Source organism: Alphaproteobacteria bacterium, assembly GCA_018063245.1.
Taxonomy (GTDB): domain Bacteria; phylum Pseudomonadota; class Alphaproteobacteria; order JAGPBS01; family JAGPBS01; genus JAGPBS01.
The window spans coordinates 1-23,785 of the sequence record JAGPBS010000028.1 but is presented as its reverse complement, the minus strand read 5'-3'; the positions used below and the strand labels follow the sequence as shown (position 1 = coordinate 23,785).

Below are 23,785 nucleotides of genomic sequence, written 5' to 3'. Positions count from 1 at the left end.
GAGTTGGATTCCCTCCAGGATTTGGACTCCCTCCTGTACAACAGGCCGCGCCTGTTGCTCAACCTGCACCACAACCAAGAGTTGGATTCCCTCCAGGATTTGGACTCCCTCCTGTACAACAGGCCGCGCCTGTTGCTCAACCTGCACCACAACCAAGAGTTGGATTCCCTCCAGGATTTGGACTCCCTCCTGTACAACAGGCCGCACCTGTCGTGCAACCTGCACAACAACAACCTGAGCCTCCACAACATCCAGCACTCAAGCTTTTAAACCATCGCTATACAATACACACCACATACAGACCCCGTTTTCAACAAAGCAACAAAACCGAACAGATTAATGATATAAATGCGACTCTTCAAAAGCTCAGAAACTCCTTTGGCACCCTTTATCAAACAAGAGATAAAGCAAAATGGCCTCCAGAAATACGTGAGAATTACAAATCACTGAAAAAAGGCTTTGCGACACAGGCAAAAGAAATCATGCCACTCACGAATCCTTATTGCATTAAATTACGCCAATTTTTTGATGCAAAAGCACCAGACTTTAAAGAAAAGTTGATAAGCGAACTTATGGCAATGCGTGATGCAAGAAACAATCATGATCATTATGGCAAAGAACATGATGACATTATCCAAACCCTCGATTTCCTTATCGAAAACAGTGATGATGAGGATATTAAAACATATGCACAACTGACAAAGCTTGACTTTGAAGATCCTCTAGATGTTTCAGGTGAAAGGCTCTCTCTTTTAGAAACACAGATTCAAACTCTGATGAGCAACTGGGATGACTATAGCGCAACCCTTAAAAAAGAAATCCCAGAATCATTGAGACTTATCCTAAATTATATCATTGATTATATGGACTTAATCACAAGTGGCTCTGCAATGAATAAGGATATTGTTGATTTTATCTGTATAAAATTACACCCGGCTCTCTCGTCTGTTTTAGGAGAATCCTCACCTCCTCTCAAACTCCTACAGAGTTATATAACCCTGTTAACAGCGCAAAATGCTGAACCAGCATTAGAGGGTGTTTTATTTGCAGACATTTGTAAAACGCTCGCCCAAACAGGTTTTGCCCGAGGTATACCTGACTATATTTATCTCATCACATGTGCTGTTTTCCTTGAAAAGCAGGACGCAGCGACGCGACAAAAACACAAGGCACTTTTTGGCGAAAAAGTTCTAATGCAAATAAACAACTGTTGGGAGGACATTCCATGGTACATTCAATTAAGAATTGTCTCATCCCGTATGCTCATGCAAAATAGTATAACGAATTTTCGTCATCCTGTGTATCGTTTCATGTTTAAATTGTATCATCCTTACTTGCGTCGGAAAGAAACACCACAGAAACTTTTAACTCTGCCAATAAAGTTAATACTTACAACCGGAAATTTGTGGACAAAACCCGTTGTAACAGAGCATCAAACTAGAATAGCTGTACGATTGGCTCAGCTTTATGATCAATTCCCTCTTTCCTATAAGAGAACATATACACAGACCCTATTTATGTTCACCAACACTGAAACAGGAGAAAAGATGGTTCAGTTCATGCTTGATGAGTTTAAAAATCCTGAATCAGCTCAAATGATCAGTAGCGTTTTAACGGCTGTTGCGCCAAGCTATTATCTAACACTCCTCCATCGTTTCTTTGATCGACTTGTTGAAACTGACTTTAAAGAGAGCCCTGTGCGATTAAATGTCCTTAGAGAAGCTGCAAAAGTAACCATTCCTACTGTACCATTTAAAGCTCATGAAATTCCTCAGCATTTTCAAGAACTCTTTGATGTCTTGAATATGACTGATGCAAGCAAACCAGATTTCATTAGCATGCCTGTTATTTTGGGGATGAATGATAGAGAATTCAACCGCTCTATTTATAGAAACATCACCAGAGACCAGATGCGCGCAAAATGCATGCGCTTTCTGAAAGATCTCGTCAATAGAAATCTGCCTGCTGAGCGTCAATTGGCTCTTTCTCAGGATGAGGCTACAGCAGAAAAGGCTTGGTTGCCAAATCCTGCTCAAGATGCTGAATGGATGCAAATGATCTCTATCATGATAACGAAGATCAAAGAGACTGAAAATCCTGATCAACGCATTTACAATACAGCGATTCTGATCAATGGTCTCTTTGTTTGTCCAACAGGCCAAGCATCTGCAATTGAGACAGCCTATGCTTCTATTGTTCTCAAAAAAGAACTAAGCTCGAAAAGTTTTAAAGAGGCCATGCTCTATCTCATTCAAGAAAGTCAGGAAACAGCGCTCCTTAAAGCTCTTAGCATGCCTGATAGCATTGTAGATAAATCCTTAGATAATAACGTTCATAATGAGCAAATCTATCGGCTTATCCTGAAAGCAACATATGGGTTACGCCAAATTACATCCTTTGAAGAAACCCTATCACGCATCACAACATGGGCTGATATTGAAAAAGTCTTGCGATTCTTCAAACAGCAATGGACTGAAGAGATGATCATCAGCTCAATTCTAAAATCTTTTGCTACCAAAGAAGATTGCGAATTAGCCTTGCCTGGCAAAGCCAATCAAGCTGATACTTTAAACGCAATTAGATTAGCACAGCAAGAACGACCTCTGAAAATATTCGACTCGCACGGACACTCTTATCATGATTGGCTGATGCAAAATAATCTCGATCCAGCAGAGTACGGTCTTATCTTAGCAAAGGATGCGGATGGCGAGATTGACCTGTATAATTTCAAGATTGAGAAGATTAAGATCACAAAAGAGATCGTGGTGAAGATTTTAACGCATCTTGGCTATTGGACTGCGGGACTGGATCCTCACGCCTTCGCTGTGCTCGGCTCAGGATGACGAAACTAGGGTACCTGTCTCTTTAACACAGCCAGCACAAAATCCCTTTCAGCTTGATTTTCAATGCAAAATAAAGCATACTCATGAATGCCAGATGATCGGATGATCACCAGAGCTTGCTCTGGAGGAAAGTCCGGGCTCCAGAAAACAGAATGCCGGATAACGTCCGGCGGGGGAAACCTCAGGGAAAGTGCCACAGAAAACAAACCACCTTTTGCTTGCAAAAGGTAAGGGTGAAAAGGGGCGGTAAGAGCGCACCGCGTCTTTGGTAACAAAGGCGGCAGGGTAAACCCCATTCGGAGCAAGGTCAAATAGGGACACCGCGAAAGATTCGTCTTTCATCTTTGTTTTCAAGAAGGTGTTCGGGTAGACTGCTCGAGGTAAATGGTAACATTTATCCCAGATGAATGATCATCGTGTCTTCATCAGAAGACATACAGAACCCGGCTTATAGATCGTCTGGCTATTTTTCAAAATTCACACAGACTCTCTGATTAATCTAACCACGTCATTCAGAGCCACACCCTAAGGTGTGGCGTGGAATCTCTAGAATATAACAAATAAGTACAGCCCTTGTTGATACTTTGCAGAGATTCCACGTCGTCCCTTCTGGGGACGACTCTGAATGACGCATGGAGAGTCTCATTTTATCCGACTCACACAGACTGTGGCACCTGACGCGCTGTATTTAAAACAGTCCCTGCCCTCAGATCTTCTTCTTGCGAACAAGCACGTGACGGAAGCCCCATAAAACCACGCGTATACACGTCTGAACTGCTTTCATCCTCTGACATTTTAAACATCATCGGCACGCGGCCATTTTCTTTATCATAAGACCTACTCATGATCGGCGTATTGTGATGATATGCATAGGAGCTGCCTTCTTCCATATCAGACGTATTGAATGATGATGAGCTCTCTGATGCATCTTCTGAACTTGTTTGATCCAACACACGAATCGGCCGAAACTGCACCTGACTATCCCATTCAGCATCATTCTCACTCTCACCAAGATTTGAATCCTGTAACTGTGCTCGTCTTGCACTCAAAATGCTTTCCATCTGTGATTGCAGTGAATCAGGTTTAAAAGAGGTACGCACAGGAGCAGAAGCGCTCACTTGCCTCAAACTTCCAACTGTGAGCTTTTTATCTTTCAGCTCAAGACAGAGCTGTGTCTGCATATCCAGAATCTTTGGCAATGGCGGCACCTCTTTTACAGACCGCAAACTGAACTGCTTGAAGGTGATCGCATATAATATTTTTTTATGGACCTCGTTCTGTTTCTGAGATCTCTGTTCAGCACTTTTCACTTTTCGTAGCTTCACACCTTTGCGTAACAACTCAATCATGGTTGCATGAGGACTCGATGAGATGTGAACATTATCACGCTTTGCTCTCTGTTTCATAATAGAGACAGGAGGACTTATTTGATAAAACGGCATAACAGGTGGCGTTGGCGGAAGTCTTGCTGGCCTTTCAAGCATATCTAATTCTACTCTGATAATCTTATGCTGCAACTGGCTCTTCATTTCAGAATTGACCTTTGCCAATAAAATAATACGTCCTTTGAACTCTATTAAATCTCTTTGTTTTGCTTTTAATTTGGCAATCACTGAGCGCATGCTCGCTTGAATCGATTCAAGCTGAGGCAAGTCATCAAACTTTCTGTCCATCAGATGAATCGTCTTTTCAAGAACGTCTATTTCTTGATTCACATGACTGATAAAGGAATCATAGAGAGGATTGATTAATTTCTTATCAGCGCCCTCACCCAGCGCTTCAGTTAAGATCTGTAACTCAGATGCTGTGATATCCTTTGAGGCTTGATCTAAGGGCTCCTCTTCAGGAGCCTTAGACAATAAAACCCAGCTCTCTTGTAATTTCTTTGATTCTTGGTAGATACCGTCTGCTTCTTTGTAAATATTTTGAATATCACTCCCAAAAAGATAAGAGTATAATGTTCCCCAGATTGTCATATGCGCCGCCCTCCTTAGATTCTTTCTTTTTATTCTAAGGAGAGAGGCTTAATAATTTATTATGATTTAGCAAGCGTGATTTTTGCTTTTCCTCTGCTCCGGAAAAACCACCAAAGGTAAAAAGGAACACCACTCATAGCAACCAGACCAGAAATCATGAGAGTATAAAGAGGTGTTTCATAAATAATCCACAAACAAAAGACAGCACCGATCACACTCGGAATGATTGCCTTTAAACTACCACTTGATAACTTCAACAATGACAAAGCGCAAATCAAGTAAACAAAGAGAAACGCAACAACTGCAATATCGATAATGGTTGTGATTTGCTGAGCAAGACTCTGGTCTGCTATCAAAAACAATAAAGGCACAACACCTAATGAGCTCACAATCAAGCCTACGTGAGGTGCATCATGCTTGTTTCTTTTTGCAAAAAATGAGCTCACATAACCATCTTCTGCAAAACCCAAGATAATTTGGCCTGATGTCAACACCCACGCATTGAGCGTTCCCAAACAAATAATCGCTGCAATGAGTGAAATGACTAAATGCCAATGACCACCAAAAATGCGTTGCGTTGCATCAACATAAGGTGCTTTCGCAAGGGCTAATTCTGAACCAGGCATCAATCCCATAATGCCAACACAATTCAGAAAATACACGAGAGCCACACAACTTGTTCCGATAACGATTGCTTTCGGGATCACTTTTTTTGCATTTTCAACTGATCCAGCTGGTGCTGTTGCACATTCAAGCCCAATAAAACCCCATAGAGTTAGCAAGGTTACCTGAGCAAGCTTGCCTGATAAAGGCCTATCCAAAACTTGCTGAGCTTGTACAAAATTATCCAAATCAAAATAATAGATTCCACAAAGCGGAATCACGACCAATGGAATAAATTTCAGAAGCGTCAACACAAATTCAGCATGACCTGCTGCCGTGATACCCCTTGTATTTAAAAGAGTGATAGCGAACAACAGAAATAATTCTATCGCTAAATAGAAAGATTTATCTTGCGTGGGGAAAAATGCAGATAGATACCCAACGCAAGTCACAAGGACAGCAGGCGTTGTCACCCACGATAAAATCCAATAAGTCCAACCTGTGAAAAACGATAAGTGAGGACCAAATGCTTTTTCAACATAATTATGAGGTCCTCCTGTTTCAGGAAAGCGACCACACAATAAAGCAAAAACAAGACCCAATGAAATAGCTCCAATACCCGAGAACACCCATCCGACCATACTAAATGCTCCATAAGGCGCAAGACCTGCCGGAAGCATAAAAACACCAGAGCCAATTTGACTTCCGATCACAATCGAAAGAACAGCCCAAAAACCAATTTTATTTGACATAACACAATCATCCCTTGTTTGTTATGAATATAGATAGAAAATTACTGAAGATTTACGATATAAAAAGATATAATGCCCCTTAAGAGGCCTTTCGGGATGACTTAGCTTTAATGATGAAAATGAAGCAAGAGCTCATAAGAAACCTTATTTATATGTTACAAGAAGTGAACCTAGCATAATTTATAAGACTTTGTCAAACAGAATAAGTTCTATTTATAGAGCTAAATGAGGAATTTTCATAATCGTCATCAACTATGATTTTAGCTTTGAGAAAAACCGTCATTCAGAGCCACACCTCTAAGGTGTGGCGTGGAATCTCTAGGATATAACAAATAAGTGCAGTTCGTATTGGAACTTTGCAAAGATTCCACGTCGTCCCTTCTGGGGACGACTCTGAATGACGGATAAAAGAGCGCCTCACGAACGTCTTACAATTTTCAAGACAACCTAGCTTCCGCGGCGGGCGTAAAACTCTCTCATCCCCATAGCAAAGGCAGAAAACATACGCGCGATTGCCCCCTCAAAACAAGTCTTTGATTGATCTTCTAGCTGAAGCATCAAAAATCCATAAGCGGGCGTATCTGTCAAAGGACAATGATCAAGCGTTGCACGGCGCTTTAGAAGCGCATATATCATGAGCATCATATCTTGCAAACTCACGCCACCTGTTTCTTTAGATTCTTTGTCAGTAGTCCAATAGCCACCAAAAACATTATCAACAGCTGTTTTATAATGGGCATCCCCTTGATATCGAGGATCTTGCTTTAAAAAGTTTGAAAACTCTTGACGGATATTTTCACGATTTTGAACTAATTGATTAAACGACTGTTTAAACAAGAAATCATCTTTAAAGGCTCTAAACACAAGATCCTTATTATTTCTCACAAATGATTTATTCACAACATGCGCATCTGAATCAATTGAAGGAAAAACAAGACTTTGAAGACTCACAAGATCTTGAGCTCTTGTCGGAACAGCAGGAGCAGTTGCTGGCGCTGGATTCGGCGATGGCGCCGGAGCTGCTGCTGTTTGATTTTGCAGCAAAGCGACTAACTCATCATAGGCATTACCTTTGAAATAAGTCTTATCCGCTCCTGTGAAATAACGAGCCGCTTGCCCCATTGTTCCTGAAACGATGAAATAAATACCAGGATTATTATAAGCTGCCATTATCGATTTACATTGACTAGGATTCAGTCTCAAATTCTTTTGCAATGTTTGACTTAAAAGGCCTTTTAATGAATTTTGAATTTCAGCTTCAATTGCCTTCCGATCAACTGTCACTCGAGGCATAGCTGCAGGTACAACTGGCGCTGGATTAGGTGAGGGATTTGGGTTCGAATGCACCACTTCTTTTCTGTGTGGAACTGGCAAGCTTCTTTTTACATGTCTTTCAGCAAGAACAATTGGGTAATTCTGCCCCCTGATAAAACCATAAAGCTCATTTTCAATGATTTTATTCACACCAGGACTCAGGTCTAAAAAGTCATTGAAAAGCATATAAGGAGCAGACTCATTTACTCTCGCAGAAATTGTACCTTGGTACAAATCAAGCTGAATCTGAATCACGTCTCTACTATCTAGCTTCTGCATCTCAACATCAACAAAAGTATTATCTCGACTGGTTTCAAAAATCATATAAGTCATGTAAGCACCTACTAAAAATACATAAATATTAAATTAACAAAATATTAACATATAAAATACCAAAAAGCAAGAGACAGATTTTCGCCTACTTTAGCGTACCCGTCATTCAGAGCCACACCTTGAAGGTATAGCGCCTGTCCCGCCGAAGCTTTAGCGTAGGAGGATGGAATCTCAGCAACCTAAAAACCGTCATCCCTGCGCAGGTGTGACAAGAAAATGCATCACCTCTTATCATCCCGAGATCTGATAAGATTCAAGGCGATGCAATTCATCTCTTAATTTAGCGGCCTCTTCAAATTCTAAATTCTCCGCAGCAAGGAACATCTTTTTACGCAAGACCTGGATTTGCTTTTCAAGCTCTTTTTCAGACAGAGTGAGAACAGGCTCTTTGCTTGGCAGAGCTGAATGTTTCTCGTTCCATTCTTCAAGCCTCACAATTGATTTTTGAATCGCTGATGGCGTAATGTCATGCTCAGTATTATAAGCCACTTGCTTTTCGCGCCTGCGATTCGTTTCTTCAATTGCGCCTTCAAGACTTTTAGTCATCACATCAGCATAACAAATCACCCGACCATTCAAATGACGCGCTGCACGTCCAAAGGTCTGGATCAATGATGTTTTAGACCGCAAGTACCCTTCTTTATCCGCATCCAGAATTGCAACCAATGCACATTCTGGAATATCAAGTCCTTCGCGCAGCAAGTTAATCCCTACCAGAATATCAACAACCCCTGCCCTTAAGTCTTGAATGATCTTAATGCGCTCAAGCGTTTCAACGTCAGAATGGATGTAGCTCACTTTTAAATTTGCCTCAACAAGATACTCCGTCAAAGCCTCAGCCATCTTTTTTGTGAGCGTTGTGATTAAAATTCTACCATTCTCCGTGATCACTTTTTGACATTCATGGATCAAATCATCAATTTGATTTTCAGTTGGCCTTATGATCACAACGGGATCGATCAGCCCTGTTGGTCGAATCACTTGCTCTGCAAACACACCGCCTGTTTGTTCAAGCTCCCAAGCACTTGGCGTTGCTGACACAAATACAGTCCGCGGCCTCATATAATCCCATTCTTCAAATTTCAAAGGACGGTTATCCATACAAGATGGCAGCCGAAAACCATGCTCTTGCAGCGTGAATTTTCGTGATCGATCACCCTTATACATTGCATTTAATTGCGGAATCATCACGTGACTCTCATCCACAAAAAGCAATGCATCTTTTGGCAAATATTCAAAGAGTGTTGGCGGCGCCTCACCCTTTTTTCGACCCGACAGATAGCGTGAGTAATTTTCAATCCCGGAACAAAAGCCTGTTGCCTCAATCATCTCAATATCAAAGGCAATGCGCTGCTCTAGTCTCTGCGCTTCAACAAGCTTATTTTCTGCGTAAAGCTCATTCAGCCTTTCTTTTAGCTCTTCTTTGATCAGCGTAATGGCTTGCTTTAAAGTCGGACCTGGCGTTACATAGTGGCTATTTGCATAGAGCCTCGCATATTCCAAATTGGCAATCTTCTTACCTGTCAAAGAATCAAACTCAATCACTGATTCAAGTTCATCTCCAAAAAATGAAAGACGCCAAGCAGAATCTTCCATGTGCGATGGAAAAATCTCAATCGTATCACCCCTAACCCGAAAAACGCCACGTGCAAATTCAATATCATTCCGCTTATATTGCATTTCAACAAGTCGCTGCAGCAGCTCACGTTGATTCATCACAAGGCCAGCCTTTAAAGACAATACCATCTGTGAGTAAGTTTCAACCGCACCAATACCATAGATACATGAAACAGATGCAACCACAATCACATCGCGCCGCTCTAAAAGAGCTCTTGTCGCACTGTGACGCATGCGCTCTATCTGCTCATTAATCGTTGACTCTTTTTCAATGTAGGTATCTGTCCGTGGCACATAGGCTTCGGGCTGATAATAGTCATAGTAAGAGACGAAATATTCCACCGCATTTTTTGGAAAAAACGCCTTCATTTCAGCATAAAGCTGTGCGGCAAGCGTTTTATTCGGCGCCAAAACAAGCGCAGGGCATTTTGACTGAGCAATCAAATTTGCCATCGTGAATGTTTTACCTGAACCTGTGACACCGAGCAGAACTTGATTTTTTTCATTTGCCTCAAGCCCTTCACGCAAGTCTGCGATTGCCTTTGGCTGATCACCCTTAGGCTCAAATTCACTTTCCAGAAAATACGCGGCTTCAACATTCCCTTCAGACCGAAACTGCTCTGGCATAAAATATGGAAATTGCTCAATCATTGTTTTAACGCACCTTGATAAATTTATTCATACGAAATTCATTTAGATTCCGTCATGGTGAGGAGCGACTTGTCGCGACGCGACCATCCAGAATATCTCAACAAATGTTACTATTGAAACTCCTCAACTGGATCCTCACGCCTTCGCTATGCTCGGCTCAGGATGACAGTCTACGGTAAGCCACATCTGCTGAAATCTCCAAAACAGATAAAACCTTGGCAACAATCGCCTCGGCATCAAGACCTGCTTCTTTATACTGAAGAATAGGCGAATCTTGATCTTGGAAAATGTCTGGCAAGACCATCGATCTCACCTTCACTTTCCCGTCTAAAAAGCCATTCCCTGCTAAATACATCATCACAAAAGAACCAAATCCACCAACTGAACCTTCTTCAATTGTAATCAAAATCTCATGATGCGAGACCAATTGACGAATCAAATCAACATCAAGTGGCTTTGCAAAACGCGCATCAGCAACACTTGTTGACAGCCCCATTGCATCAAGCTTTTGCGCTGCATTTAAAGCTTCTTGAAGTCGTGCACCATATGATAAAATGGCAATCTTGTTACCTTCTTTCACCATACGACCCTTGCCAATCTCAAAAGGCAAAAGCTTTTCTGGCATCTGCAAACCTAAGCCCTCACCTCTCGGATAGCGAAAGGCAGATGGACAATCATCAATTGCCGCCGCCGTTGCAACCATTCGTGCTAGCTCAACTTCATCCGATGCTGCCATTAAGATGAAATGCGGCAAACATCCCAAATAAGCAACATCAAATGAGCCTGCATGCGTTTGTCCATCGGCGCCCACAAGCCCCGCTCTATCCATTGCAAAGCGAACCGGCAGGGATTGCAAGGCCACATCATGAACAACCTGATCATACCCTCTTTGCAAAAAGGTTGAGTATATCGCAGCAAAAGGTTTCATCCCTTCAGTTGCAAGACCTGCTGCAAAAGTAACAGCATGCTGCTCTGCAATACCAACATCAAAAGCCCTATCTGGAAAGGCTTTCGCAAATTTATCCATCCCTGTTCCTGATGGCATTGCAGCGGTAATACCAACAATCGCAGGATCTTCTTTAGCAAGCTTTATCAAGCTATCCGCAAAAACAGATGTATAGCTTGGCGCAACCGATTTTGCTTTACTCTGCTCACCTGTGATCACATTAAATTTAGTTACGCCATGGTACTTGTCATTCGCATTTTCAGCAGGCTCATAGCCTTTTCCTTTTTGCGTTACCACATGAACCAAAATCGGTGCATCACCCGGCACATCCCGAATGTTCGTTAGAACAGGTAAAAGGTGATCAAGGTTGTGGCCATCAATAGGGCCAATATAATAAAAACCCATTTCCTCAAAAAGAGTTCCACCGGTAACCATACCTCTTGCATATTCTTCAGCGCGCTTTGCGGCTGTCTGAAGCGACTTTGGCAATTTCTCAACAACATCTTTCGCTATATCTCTCAAAGTTCTAAACGGTTTTGATGAAATCAAACGAGACAGATATGCGCTCATCGCTCCCACAGGCGGTGCGATTGACATATCATTATCATTCAAAATCACAATCAAGCGAGAATCCATGGATCCCGCATTATTCATTGCCTCATAAGCCATACCAGCACTCATGGCTCCATCACCAATGACACAAACAACATGAAAGTCATCACCCTTCAAATCACGGGCAACAGACATGCCCAGACCAGCTGAGATCGATGTTGAGCTATGTGCCGCTCCAAAAGGGTCATAGACACTCTCAGATCTTTTGGTGAATCCTGAAAGCCCCCCACCTTGACGCAAGGTATGCATCCGATCCCGGCGACCTGTCAGAATCTTGTGAGGATAACTCTGATGACTCACATCCCAGATAATTTTATCCTTAGGCGCATCAAATAAATAATGCAAAGCAACCGTCAGTTCAATCACACCAAGGCTCGCCCCAAGATGACCACCTGTTTGCGAGACGACATTGATCACATCTTTACGCAATTCTTCAGCGACTTGCTTGAGTTGCTCTTTAGGTACTTTCTTGAGATCGAGAGGCGTATTGATCTGATCAAGAAGCGGCGTCAGCGACTCTGAATGGGACGGGTGATTTGGGTTTTCAAGATCTGTCATGAAGCCTATCTCTGATTGAGTTACCATCCCACTCTTTTAGATTAACATAAAGTAGGCGTTTGTGGTGAATATTTTATGAGAATTATTTTTTTCTTGCAAGAATATAATGCGCCAATTGGCTCAAATAATCTGTATCTTGAGAGAACAAAGTCAGAGACTCAAGCGCTTTACTATGACAATTCAAAGCTATCTCTTTTGTTTTCTCCGCCCCAAAAAGCTTCACATAACTTTGCTTTCCTTTTGCAAGATCCTGCTGAGCCGGTTTACCAAGCCCTTCACCTGTTGAGACTTGATCTAACAAATCATCAACAATCTGAAAGGCAAGTCCTAATTTTTTGCCATAATTTTTAAGCGCTTCAAAACTTTCAACATCTGCAGAAGCCAGAATCGCTGATGCAATGGCTGAATAAGTAATAAGCTTACCTGTTTTGAGCGTTTGCAATGTTTTCAGATCTTCAAAATTAAGCTCTTTATGCTCGGCTTCAATATCCATCATCTGCCCCATGACCATTCCAAGTGGGCCTGTTGCGCGCGCTAAATTTAAAACCAAACGCGATCTAATTTCTGCTGATGGATGCGTTTTTGAATCAGCCAGAATCTCAAACGCTAATGTTAAAAGGGCATCTCCAGCTAGAATTGCGGTTGCTTCATCAAATGCAATATGCGTTGCCGGCTTACCTCTGCGAATCGCAGCATCATCCATTGCTGGCAAATCATCATGGATCAGTGAATAGGCATGCAAGCATTCAACAGCAGCGGCAACGCGAAGCCCATATTGTTCCGGGATCGAAAAAAGTTTTGCAACCTTTACAATCAAATAACCACGAATTTTCTTACCATCAGCTAGCACAATATGTCTCATGGCTTCAAGCAACGGATTTCCCAGTGAATCTGCTGATGGAATAGGCAAAAGCTCTGCTATCTTCTCATTGATTGCCTTTGCAACCCTCTGCAAATCCTCCTCAAAATCAGGACTCACCGCAGGAATTGAATCGAAAATAACTGGTGTCGGTACTGGTTTATTACCAATTTGGCTCTTTTGTTCCGTTGCTAAACTCATGTCTCGCCTCTCTTGTCTGTTTACCCTTGAGCATCAAATGACTCGGTAGCCACTTTTCCCTCAGGAGATAATGTAATTTTTTCAACTTTTGCTTCAGCTTGACGAAGCTTGGCATCACAATGGGCTTGTAATTTTGAACCACGCTCATAAAGATGAATTGCATCTTCAAGCGGCGCTTTGCCTTCTTCTAATTTACGAACAATTTGCTCAAGCTCACCCATGGCTTGCTCAAACGAAAAGCCTTTTATATCATCATTCTTTGCATGATCTGCTGTTTTATCTGACATCGCTATAACCTTCTTGTAAAAATGGACTGACCCATTTTACAGATTTATCTTACACAATTCAACCTTAAGCTATTCTGAATTTTCTTCGAAATGGATTATTTATTACTAAAAAATTAACAAGAGGAGTATAATGAACAACTAATAAGGGAGAGATAGATGACAGGGAAAATGACGTCCATTGGCGAGGCTAATATACCAAAAGCGGAAAATTCAAGTTCTCACGCGCCTGAACCGAGAGTTAGCAAAACCAAAACAGACTCAAATATTGACACGGCTAATACAGATCTTCACTCAAGAGAAGCAGCTCACAACACCGAATATAAACAGATTGCGGAAGATTTTTTCTTTTTTTGTCGCAAACATTTCAACGTCGAGATTACAGGATCGAGTGACTATGAAGCAGGGCTCATCTATCATATTATTGCAAGCCACATCAGGCAAGACTCAACGCCGGCAAGACTCAAAATTGAGTTTTTTGAAAAGTATGTTCCATTTCTCATGCTCCATCATAGAGAGCCCGCCTTTGAACGGCATCTTTTTGCATGTCTACATCATTTTGTAAAAATAAAAAAAGACCCATCCTTCATCGATCGCATCAAACCTCTTGAAGATATGATTCGCAATGCTTTAGCACCACAAAATAAAGTGACGCATGAGCATGTTTTGAAATCTCTTGCTGACATTTCAGAGCTACCTGTTTATCAGAGCTATAATGAAATAGAGGCTGCAATCGGAAAAGATCACATGTGGCGCCTTGTTCTTGATGGCGCTGCCCAACATGACCCTGAAGATCCGCATGGCGGGATTATCGGGTATGAAATGCGAGAGCCTGGCTCTGTTGAACGACTCAAAAATGGCTATCAATTTACGCTCTCTCAGCCACTATTTGAGCCAGTCACAACAAAACTCATTCAAGATATTCACAAAAATGTTGCCTCACTTGCTGTTGCTCAGAATCGAGCCGCCGGTGAATGGGGATCAAGCGGTGTTACTTGTAGCTACACAAGAATCTATACGCCTGCTGATGAAAATGGTCTGAAATATATTCCAAAAGGCAATTTTTCGCACAGTGGTGCTTTTGAAAATATGATTGATATGCATGAGCTTCTCATGCCAACAACCTCTACTATCGAGCTCGATGGGGCAATGACAGACCCTACTTTAAAATTTGAATCTTCTCATGGCGGTAATCCAGGCGAAAATATGCAAAAGCTCATTGATGCTTATGAAGCAAAAATGGCATCCTTGCCTTTGAATGATCGGTATGAACGCCTTAAAACAATCGTGCAATTTATTCATATTGCTGAGATTAACCATCCTTTCCAAGATGGCAATTGCAGAACCATTTGCACATGCCTTTTAAACAGAGAACTCATTCGCCATGGCTTCGCGCCAACACTCCTATGGGATCCAAATTATCTTGACTTACTCTCAACAGAAGAAATCATGCTTGAGGTTCTGGAAGGCATGAAAGATTTTGCCACTTTGGCGAAAACAAAAATCTATGCTCGGGCGATGACACCTGAAATACTTGCCAGACGACAAGATCAAAAAATGAATAATGTGCGTGAAACACTCATTGATCCAACTCAGCACTTTTTAAATAAGCTAAAAATCATCCAAAAACTCTCACCAACTGAAAAAAAGAGCATCACTCAAATTGATATCGCATTTGCGCCAAACTCAGACTTTACGGATGAAAATGTTGGCATGTTGATGAACACCATGCCAAACCTCACCGACTTTACAATATCGAGTTATAGATTAGATACACAAAAAATCTTTATTCAAAACAAGACCTACCCGAACATGAAAAAATTCAGCTATTTGAATATGTCTATACTGCCTACAGACCTCACAAATTATATGGCAAAATTCCCAAACCTTGAGGCGCTCACGCTCAGTTTTGTGAATTTCTCTCCATATATGCCTGAAAATCCACGCGCCAGAATTCCTGAGGTTTATGGACATTTACCCCTTCTCAAAGAGATAAATTTGGGCAGCAATAATAGCCATAACCCTAATGACAAAAAGCGGAGCTTCGTCTTACACCTCAAACATCACATGGATGCACTTGTAAAATCAGCGCCTAATTTGGAGAGAGTGATATTGCCGAAAGACTTCGCCCCTGAAGATTTTGAGTCATGCCAAGAACGCTACCCGAAGGTCACGTTTATTGTTGAGACGTAGGGAGTTACGCAACAGCGTCTTGTTTTTTCTGATACAAAGCGACCATCAGTTTTCTGAGCTCCGCAATAAAACCCAAATGATTTTTATCACCCGGACCATGGAAAGCATGGCAACCAACTGAAAGTTCGCCCACAATCAAACGAGCGCCACCATTTGCATTTTTAACACAAGAACCTTGCTCTTTGTCAGCAAGATGCTCCATCAAGGCAATCACTTTTTCCTGTGATAAAGATTGCTTATCAAACACAGCCTCTATCGATTTGCGTAAGCTTGAACTCACATCTTTTGAATAATAAGCAACAACAGCCTCTTGAGCTGCTTTAAAATTCTGAGCGATTGAGAATATTTTTTGAACGCGCTTTACCTCGGCGCTTTCGACTGTTACAACTGGAGCCGCATTTACTTTTGGCAGCGAAACCGTTTTAATTTCAGGAAGGCCAGCTGGTGGTCTATTTTGATTTGCAGGCTTCGGTATAGCCTTGAGCGCAGCTTCATTTTGCAGAGGTGCAGGCACTGTTTTAGGAGCGTTTTTCTTCTGAGCGCCCTTTGGCTTTGCAACTGCCTTTGCTTTTTTCTTTGGCATGATAGGCATAAATGAATCAGCAATCTCTTCTTTAGTTGCAGATTCTGTTGCTTTAAAAGCCTCAAGGTCTCCTGAATAAAAGCTTTTACTAACATGTCCAACCAAAAAGCTTGCTAACTTTGCATTCAATTTTGAGAGCCGACGAAGTTGATCTCTCCGAAGCAAGCCCCATTCCCTATCCAAATCTTCGTATAAAAAAGTATGAATTTGCAGTAGATGCTTATATCGATGCTTATCATCATCTTCTTCAGGATGTGCAATATAATGATCAAAATATGACTTTTGCATATAGATATCGTACCTCAGCACTTGAACAAAATCAGCCGTTGATAATTCAATAAAATTTCTTTCACGCTCACTGATAGAAGCTGACAACTCTTCTCTTAAATGAGATTGAAAGGCTGCATAATAATACTTTAAAAAAGCAGGATCTTGGAAAAGCGGATTCTGAAAACCACGATCGATCGTTGTGCGTGCAAGGCGAACCGAGTCATTTAAAATATCAATTGACTGATTAAATGTTCTAAATTGAATGCGCTTATAGCTAGCCAAAAAGTGATAGGCTGCTGGAATTCTTGTGTCTTCTTGATCTTGAATCAACTCTATAAAACGAGAAAAGTGCAAAATAATTTTTTCACAATCAACAGACGATAAAGCAGCAGATGGTATTTTTATATATAAAAGTGCCAATGCATGATGTGTTTCGGCATCAGGCCACATTGTGGCAGATCTTTCTAAAGCAACGGCTGCATCTTTATAATTCAGAGCCGTCCCTTTTCCTTCAGAATAACAAAGCGATTCATATCGGAAAGATTCTGGGGTGAAAAAAATCACTTTTCTCAGAAAAGAAAACGCTTTTTTATAATCAACGGCTGTTCCTTGTCCTAAAAAATAACAAACACCAAGCGGACCATAAGCTCTTTGATCATTAGCCTTTAATGCATTTTCAAAATGAATAAATGCGGCATGATGCTCTTCTTCTGCTTTGGCAAAACAACCCAGATGATAATAACTATCCGTATAGATTGTAGGTGGGTAAAGACGCATAATTGCGCGCGCTTTTTCTTGATCAACAGAAATGCCTAATCCAAAATAAAGACAGTGCGCAAGGTACATGTGTCCATGTGGATGATTAATTGACGCCGCCTTTTGGAAATTTAAAACTGCTTTTTTATAATCCTGCTGTGTATCCACACCTTCAAAATACATGACACCCAGTGGGAAACAAGCTTCCATATAATTAAGATCTGCCGCTTTTTTGAAGAGTTCAAATGCCTTTGCTGCATTTTTTTTCTCAATGCCATAGCTTCCTAGATAATACATCGCTAAACAATAGAACATAACACCGCTTTGATGATTCTCTTCATATAACTCGTTGAATAACTGAAAAGCGATTTCATGGTCTGGCTTCAGACCTATGCCTTTATGATAACAGCTCGCAAGCATTACCTTACCATCGACACTTCCAAGAGCAGCACTTCTCTTTGCAAAAACGAATGCTTTTTCAAGATCTTGTGGACATCCTCCTAATCCTTGATGGTAAAACTGAGACAATAAATAAAGCGCAGCCGCATGATCGACATCAACAAAGTCTTTTAAGATATCGTAACATTTTCTATAATCAAAATAGCCAAGGTCTCCATTGTAATAATAGAGTGCAATTGTATATCTTGCATCAACATGTCCACGATTCGCGGATCGTAAAAAATACTCATAAGCCTCTTTATAATTGCCTTGCTTGTCTTTAACAGTACCCATGAAATAATCCGAATCACCGCCCGTCATTTGATCCTTGGTACTTGAAGCTACTGAACCTTCAGACACCAGATCAACCAAACTATCAAAAGCGATCTGTCTAAAATCAGCCCCCTCTATATTTGCTGCAGGACTTACCTGCTTCGTAATAGATTCTTCAATTTTTTCTCCCACTTTCCGATTGAACAGAGCAAGACTCTCTGGCGAGATTTGAATTCTATGTGGTGCTTTTGGAAGTGCCTCCAGAGAACCATCCTGTGATTCAACAACAATATTATTAGAATTTGCTGGATGAGCGGGATCCTTAGAACCCGGGATTAAAAAATGAATTGACATAAAAAACTCCTTAGACTAAAAAATATGAACACAGTATACATTTTTTTAAATAAAATGCAAGAGACATGTGCAGAAAAAGCCATTTCATAAGAAATGGCTTTTAAAAGTGATAAGCGAATATCAATAAACTTAATTTGTGATGTCAGCTACAAGTGTTTGAGCAGAAGCTTCATCGCATCCTAAAAAATTTGCAACACCTTCATTTGCCAATTTACTCACATGACATGCATATAGAGATAGAGGACCTTCACCATTGAAATTTTTAGTAGTCATAGAAATCATACCGCCACTCATGAAGGCCATTTGAACGCGATCACCATTGAGTTGAACAGCGCTTTCGTTAACACGATTTGAAATGGTTACGAGTTGATTTGATTTTCTTTCTACATGATACGTTTTCCCTTCAAATGTAAACTGTCCTTGCTTTGCAACAGTTGCTCTTGGGTTTGCTTGCCAATTTAATTGAATTAAAGCCATTTATATCTCCTTTTTAAATCGCTTAAACAATAATTATTTAAGCTCAAATAATTATACACAACATCGTTATCTACGCAAGATAAATTAACATTTTGCAATTTTTGGTCATTTGACCTATACTCATTTTTTATTAATAAATCATAGAGTTTTGAATTTGCCTATGTCAAAATCTTTAACAGCTTTACCAAAACTTGTCCAGCGGCATTTGCTTTCCGCCGATGATGCAAATCACCTCACCGCAGTTGCTGAAAAATATTCTGTATCAATTACAGAATCCATGGCTGATGTGATTAACTTAGAAAATACAAACGATCCAATTCGAGCTCAATTCATACCCCGAAAAGAAGAACTGAATCTCGCTCAGAATGAAAAAGACGATCCTATCTCTGACACTTCCTATTCACCAATGAAGGGTCTTGTCCATCGATATCCCGATAGAATTCTGATCAAACCCATTCATAGTTGTGCTGTTTATTGCCGTTTTTGTTTTCGCAGAGAGCAAGTTGGCCGCAATAAAGAAGCCCTGAACGCAGACGATCTACAAAAAATATATGCCTATCTTCAAACACATCCAGAGATTTGGGAAGTCATCTTTACCGGGGGCGATCCTTTACTGCTATCTCCCCGCAAACTGGCTGAAATACTCTCTGTGCTTGGAATGATTGACCATGTAAAAGTCATTCGTTTTCATACACGTATTCCTCTTGTTTCTCCTGATCTCATCAATGATGACATGATTTCAGCTTTGAAATCTTGCAAAAAAACTATTTGGATCTCTTTGCACAGTAACCATGTCAATGAATTCACACCCGATGGTGAAAAAGCAATCGCAAGCATTATTGATGCAGGAATCCCGATGGTGAGCCAAACTGTGCTCCTGAAAGGAATAAACGACAAAGTTGAAACGCTCGATATGCTTTTCAGACATCTGGTCCAAAATCGTATTAAACCTTATTACCTGCATCATCCTGATTTAGCGAATGGAACAAAGCATTTCAGGCTGCCTATCCGCAAAGGTCAGGCAATTTATAAAGAACTTCTCAAAAAACTCTCAGGCATGGCAAGACCTCACTATTGTTTAGATATTCCTAATGGAGCGGGCAAGATTCCGATCCATGAGAGCTATGCAAAGCAAAATGGTGAAGAGCCAAACAAATGGAGTCTCTCTGATGCAAATGGAAATCTTCATGATTATATTGAATCTTATGATGAGGATTGAGACATAGATCTCAAACCATAGTCAATGCAAGCCTCTTTGTCATCCTCGTGCCACCTCTTGTCATCCCCGCACCACCTCTTGCACGAGGCTTTTATTTGAAATTGATTATTGATTATTTAAGTACTTTCTTAATGATTACACTTTAAACTTTTTCACAAACTATATATTCTCTGAACATCGACTTTGAAGGATATCTATCATGGCATATAAAAATAAAAAAACGCTTCTCACAACTTCTTCTCTTGCTTTATTGCTCATGCTCTCAGCATGTGGTCATCAAAACATGTCAGGCTCTGATTCAACAAATGCGTCAGAAGATTCTGCCTCAAATTCTGATCCGCTTGAGCCAATCAATAGGCCTATCCTTCATTTCAACCGTTTTGTTGACACAATCGCTTTAAAACCAATTGCCAGAGCCTATGTTGACTATACACCTCAACAAGCGCAAGATGGCGTTCGTAACTTTTTACGCAATTTAAGAACCCCTACAATCATGGCTAATCAACTCCTACAGGGCGAGCCTCTCAAATCTGTGAAAACCCTGGGCCGCTTTCTTGTGAACTCAACAATCGGGATTGGTGGATTAATTGATGTTGCTGGCCGCTTTGATTCAGTTGATATGAAATATGAAACAGCTGACTTCGGACAAACTCTTGGTGTTTGGGGCGTTGGACCTGGTCCATACTTAATGCTCCCGATTCTTGGTCCATCTACTGTACGTGATGGCGTTGGCCTTGCGGCGGACACTTTCTCAGATCCGCTTACAATCTATGCAACGCATGATGACAAAGAATGGATCAATTACACACGTCTTGGCTTAACAATCTTAGATACAAGAGCTGAATTCCTCCCTGTCACAGATGATCTTGAGAAAAATTCTCTTGATTATTATGCAAGCCTCCGCAGCATGTATCTTCAACGCAGAGAAGCTCTTATCAACAAGAATAGCAATGGTGGCGAAAAAACAAATATTGATTATCCTGACTATCCTGAGTAAAATAGAAAACTAAATTGTATTTTACCCTCTAGATGAAAGACCAACCATGCTATTAAAGAAACAGAGACATCATATTACTATAAAGCTGACAACTGCAGCGCTACTCGGCGCCATTGCAATAGGATCGGCCTCACTCAGTACTCCAGCTTTAGCAAATAGCGGTCAAACCTGTGGACAATATGGCTCACCTGATCTTTTTGTCAAAGATATTGGCGCAAAAGTGATCAATATCATTACAAATAAATCAGTTACAGCTGAGCAATCTGCTGAGCGATTTAGAGGCATTTTGCATACAGCCTTTGATGTGAAGTACATTGCTCGCTTTGTTCTTGGTCGTAATTGGAATCAAGCCAATGAAACACAAAGAGCAGAATATAACCGTCTTTTTGAAGAAATGCTTCTCGATATGTATCAGGTTCGTTTCCAAAATTACTCTGGTGAAAGTCTCATTGTTGATAATTCTAAAGTTGTGAGCGATACAGATAGCATCGTTTATGGTAAAATTCAAAAGACTGATGGCTCACCGCCTGTCAATCTAGAATGGCGCGTGCGTCAAAAAGACTCATCATGTAAAATCATTGATATGCTCGTTGAAGGCGTGAGCATGAGCCTTACACATCGCTCTGAATTCAACTCCATCATTCAGCAAAAAAACAAGGGCATCGATGGCCTTCTGCAGGAGTTGCGTACAAAATACGCGAATAACTAATTGAGAATTGCCAGCTGGAACGTCAATTCGATTCAAGCACGCCTGCCTCACCTTGAAGCATGGCTTAAGACCTTCAATCCAGATGTGATCCTTCTTCAAGAGCTGAAAACGCTTGATGAGAATTTTCCGCTGATACCCATCCAGACATTAGGTTATGAGGCTTTTGTCAAAGGCCAAAAGTCTTATAATGGCGTTGCGATTCTGGTTAAAAATGCAGAACTCCCGCCTCCCCAGCTCTTGCGAACAACTCTTCCTGGAATGGAGCATGATGAACAAGCACGCTATCTTGAAGTATTTTACAACAACACGCATATCCTGTGTCTTTATGCACCCAATGGCAATCCAATGGGTACAGAAAAATACACATACAAACTCAGCTGGCTAAGTGCCTTAAGAGACTATATCAAAATTCTGCTCCAAGAAAACAAGCCCTTTGTCATTGCTGGTGATTTCAACATTATCCCTGAACCGCAGGATTGCTCTGATCCAAAGCTATGGGTGAATGATGCGCTCTACCAAACAGAGGTCCGTGATCTGTATCGCGAGATTCAATTTATGGGCACAACAGATGCTTTCCGGGCTTTCTACCCCAATCAAAAACACGCCTATACTTTCTGGGACTATCAAGCGGGCGCTTGGCAAAAGGATGCTGGCATTCGGATCGATCACTTTATTCTCTCGCCTTTAATGGCTGAACACCTGATCTCTTGCGCGATTGACAAAGAGAAACGCGCCGAAGAGCGCCCCTCTGACCATGTGCCCATCTATTGCGATTTTAAAGCTCTTCAATAACTTTGCCATTTTGTCAATTTCTCTTACAAATTCTGTGTTTTTTTTAACAAACAACATTCAAAGCTTCAATTAACTATATGTTTTTAATAGCTTTTCCTCGTGGCATGCTTTATGCAAATGTTTATGGGAGAGAACGATAAACTCTCTTTGCATGAAGTTAATCAACGGAGATTCAGATGAAACACATAGTCAAAAAATTAGCACCAATTTAATGACACTTGCCATGATTGGTCTTGGTGGACAAACTGCGCAAGCAGTCGTTACAATAAATGGAATTACCTGGGGAGATCCCTTCGCGGGACTTTTGAACCTAACGAAAGCTCAGCAACTAACTGTTCTGAGTGGTTTGGGGGGCACTGTTGCAACTTGGGCTGATATCAGAACATCAGCTGATACAAATGCAAATAGCATTGTTTCAACTGCAGAGCTTGAAATCTTTTTAACGGCCCTTGGTTTTCCAACTGCAATAGTTACCAATTTATGCCCTGGCTTCAATTGCTCAGCTAGGCTCTCAGGTCCTGGCGAATATGTAGGTAGAGCGTTTGATTTTTCTTATACTTTTGGTGCACCTTCATATATTTTATCTGATAACCCACTACCAGCAAACGTTTCTGTAGATGATGATCCAGTTGCTTCTATAGGCATGCTCTGGATTGTGACTCCAACGCCTGAGCCAAGTATCATCGGGCTTTTGGGCTTCTCACTCTTTGGCCTTGCCATGCTAAGAAAGAAACGTTAAGAGTCTAGAGATTTGTTGATACGGCAAAAAAGCTCTCAGATGAGAGCTTTTTTGATGTGCATTGCAACCCTTTTGTAACACCTGCCTTCCTCCTACGCCATCCGTCTTCGCTACGCTTCGACGCTATAAAGGCTTCGGCGCGACAAGACGCCGGTGTGACAAAGGAGTAGAAAAGTATAACAAAGAGAGTCCCTGAAACAAGTTCAGGACAATTAACACCGTCACTCAGAGCCCTCCCTTAGGAGGGCGTGGAGTCTCCTCGTAATAAACAAATACGTTGATATTATGCAGAGATTCCACGCCACCTCTTATGGAGGTGGCTCTGAATGACGGTTTAAAATGCAAAACTTAGAGTCTACAAGCACACGCTTAATGAACTGTCTTCTGGACAATCGCAGATTTCAGGAAATCTCTAAAGCAAAGCAATCGCTGAGAT

Annotated in this window: 16 protein-coding genes and 1 other RNA gene; 8 read left to right on the top strand and 9 right to left on the bottom strand. The window is 41.2% G+C overall.

The genetic code is table 11. From position 1 onward, the window contains the following. Together KBF71_05270 and rnpB are read left to right on the top strand one after the other, a co-directional pair. Nucleotides 1-2,843, top strand: a 2,843-nt coding sequence (locus tag KBF71_05270) for a hypothetical protein (protein ID MBP9877728.1), incomplete at its 5' end; no start/stop codon positions are given. 90 nt (nt 2,844-2,933) lie between these two features. Next, an RNA gene (gene rnpB, locus KBF71_05265) (RNase P RNA component class A) lies at nt 2,934-3,310 on the top strand. A gap of 189 nt (nt 3,311-3,499) precedes the next feature. On the opposite strand, the gene KBF71_05260 is transcribed toward rnpB, so the two are convergent. The 7 genes from KBF71_05260 to KBF71_05230 form a co-directional block, all read right to left on the bottom strand. Further along, entirely contained in the window at nt 3,500-4,819 is a 1,320-nt protein-coding gene (locus KBF71_05260; GenBank protein ID MBP9877727.1) for a hypothetical protein, read from the bottom strand. A 59-nt stretch (nt 4,820-4,878) separates the two neighbouring features. Next, nucleotides 4,879-6,174 (bottom strand): amino acid permease, encoded by a 1,296-nt coding sequence (locus KBF71_05255; protein ID MBP9877726.1) that lies wholly within the window; start codon nt 6,172-6,174, stop codon nt 4,879-4,881. Between the two features lie 447 nt (nt 6,175-6,621). Further along, nucleotides 6,622-7,821: a hypothetical protein gene (locus KBF71_05250; protein ID MBP9877725.1), complete on the bottom strand. Its 1,200-nt coding sequence runs from the start codon at nt 7,819-7,821 to the stop codon at nt 6,622-6,624. A 231-nt stretch (nt 7,822-8,052) separates the two neighbouring features. Next, nucleotides 8,053-10,065, bottom strand: coding sequence for an excinuclease ABC subunit UvrB (uvrB, locus tag KBF71_05245; GenBank protein ID MBP9877724.1), 2,013 nt, complete (start codon nt 10,063-10,065; stop codon nt 8,053-8,055). Between the two features lie 181 nt (nt 10,066-10,246). Then, a complete protein-coding gene (locus KBF71_05240; GenBank protein MBP9877723.1) occupies nt 10,247-12,205 on the bottom strand; it encodes a 1-deoxy-D-xylulose-5-phosphate synthase in 1,959 nt (652 codons plus the stop codon). 82 nt (nt 12,206-12,287) lie between these two features. After that, nucleotides 12,288-13,265 (bottom strand): polyprenyl synthetase family protein, encoded by a 978-nt coding sequence (locus KBF71_05235; GenBank protein MBP9877722.1) that lies wholly within the window; start codon nt 13,263-13,265, stop codon nt 12,288-12,290. Nucleotides 13,266-13,285: 20 nt separating this feature from the next. Further along, nucleotides 13,286-13,552: an exodeoxyribonuclease VII small subunit gene (locus KBF71_05230; GenBank protein ID MBP9877721.1), complete on the bottom strand. Its 267-nt coding sequence runs from the start codon at nt 13,550-13,552 to the stop codon at nt 13,286-13,288. A 156-nt stretch (nt 13,553-13,708) separates the two neighbouring features. Here KBF71_05230 and KBF71_05225 point away from each other — a divergent pair, with 156 nt between their 5' ends. Beyond that, nucleotides 13,709-15,742 carry a hypothetical protein gene (locus KBF71_05225; GenBank protein MBP9877720.1) on the top strand — a complete coding sequence of 678 codons (2,034 nt, stop codon included), beginning with the start codon at nt 13,709-13,711 and terminating at the stop codon, nt 15,740-15,742. 4 nt (nt 15,743-15,746) lie between these two features. Here the strand turns inward: KBF71_05225 and KBF71_05220 are convergent, their stop codons facing one another. Both KBF71_05220 and KBF71_05215 read right to left on the bottom strand, forming a co-directional pair. Further along, nucleotides 15,747-18,416, bottom strand: coding sequence for a sel1 repeat family protein (locus tag KBF71_05220; protein ID MBP9877719.1), 2,670 nt, complete (start codon nt 18,414-18,416; stop codon nt 15,747-15,749). 129 nt (nt 18,417-18,545) lie between these two features. Beyond that, on the bottom strand, nt 18,546-18,893 hold the full coding sequence (locus KBF71_05215) for a hypothetical protein (protein MBP9877718.1): 348 nt from the start codon (nt 18,891-18,893) through the stop codon (nt 18,546-18,548). 160 nt (nt 18,894-19,053) lie between these two features. Between KBF71_05215 and KBF71_05210 the strand changes: the two genes are divergently transcribed. The 5 genes from KBF71_05210 to KBF71_05190 all read left to right on the top strand — a co-directional run bounded on the left by KBF71_05210 (nt 19,054) and on the right by KBF71_05190 (nt 23,349). Continuing rightward, nucleotides 19,054-20,112, top strand: a complete 1,059-nt coding sequence (locus tag KBF71_05210) for a lysine-2,3-aminomutase-like protein (GenBank protein MBP9877717.1) — start codon at nt 19,054-19,056, stop codon at nt 20,110-20,112. A 199-nt stretch (nt 20,113-20,311) separates the two neighbouring features. Next, on the top strand, nt 20,312-21,109 hold the full coding sequence (locus tag KBF71_05205; protein ID MBP9877716.1) for a VacJ family lipoprotein: 798 nt from the start codon (nt 20,312-20,314) through the stop codon (nt 21,107-21,109). 46 nt (nt 21,110-21,155) lie between these two features. Next, nucleotides 21,156-21,818 (top strand): ABC transporter substrate-binding protein, encoded by a 663-nt coding sequence (locus KBF71_05200; protein ID MBP9877715.1) that lies wholly within the window; start codon nt 21,156-21,158, stop codon nt 21,816-21,818. Beyond that, nucleotides 21,819-22,610, top strand: coding sequence for an exodeoxyribonuclease III (xth, locus tag KBF71_05195; protein ID MBP9877714.1), 792 nt, complete (start codon nt 21,819-21,821; stop codon nt 22,608-22,610). A gap of 151 nt (nt 22,611-22,761) precedes the next feature. Further along, the gene (locus KBF71_05190) at nt 22,762-23,349 is read left to right on the top strand and encodes a PEP-CTERM sorting domain-containing protein (protein ID MBP9877713.1); all 588 of its coding nucleotides are present in this window, start codon (nt 22,762-22,764) and stop codon (nt 23,347-23,349) included. Nucleotides 23,350-23,785 lie beyond the last annotated feature (436 nt).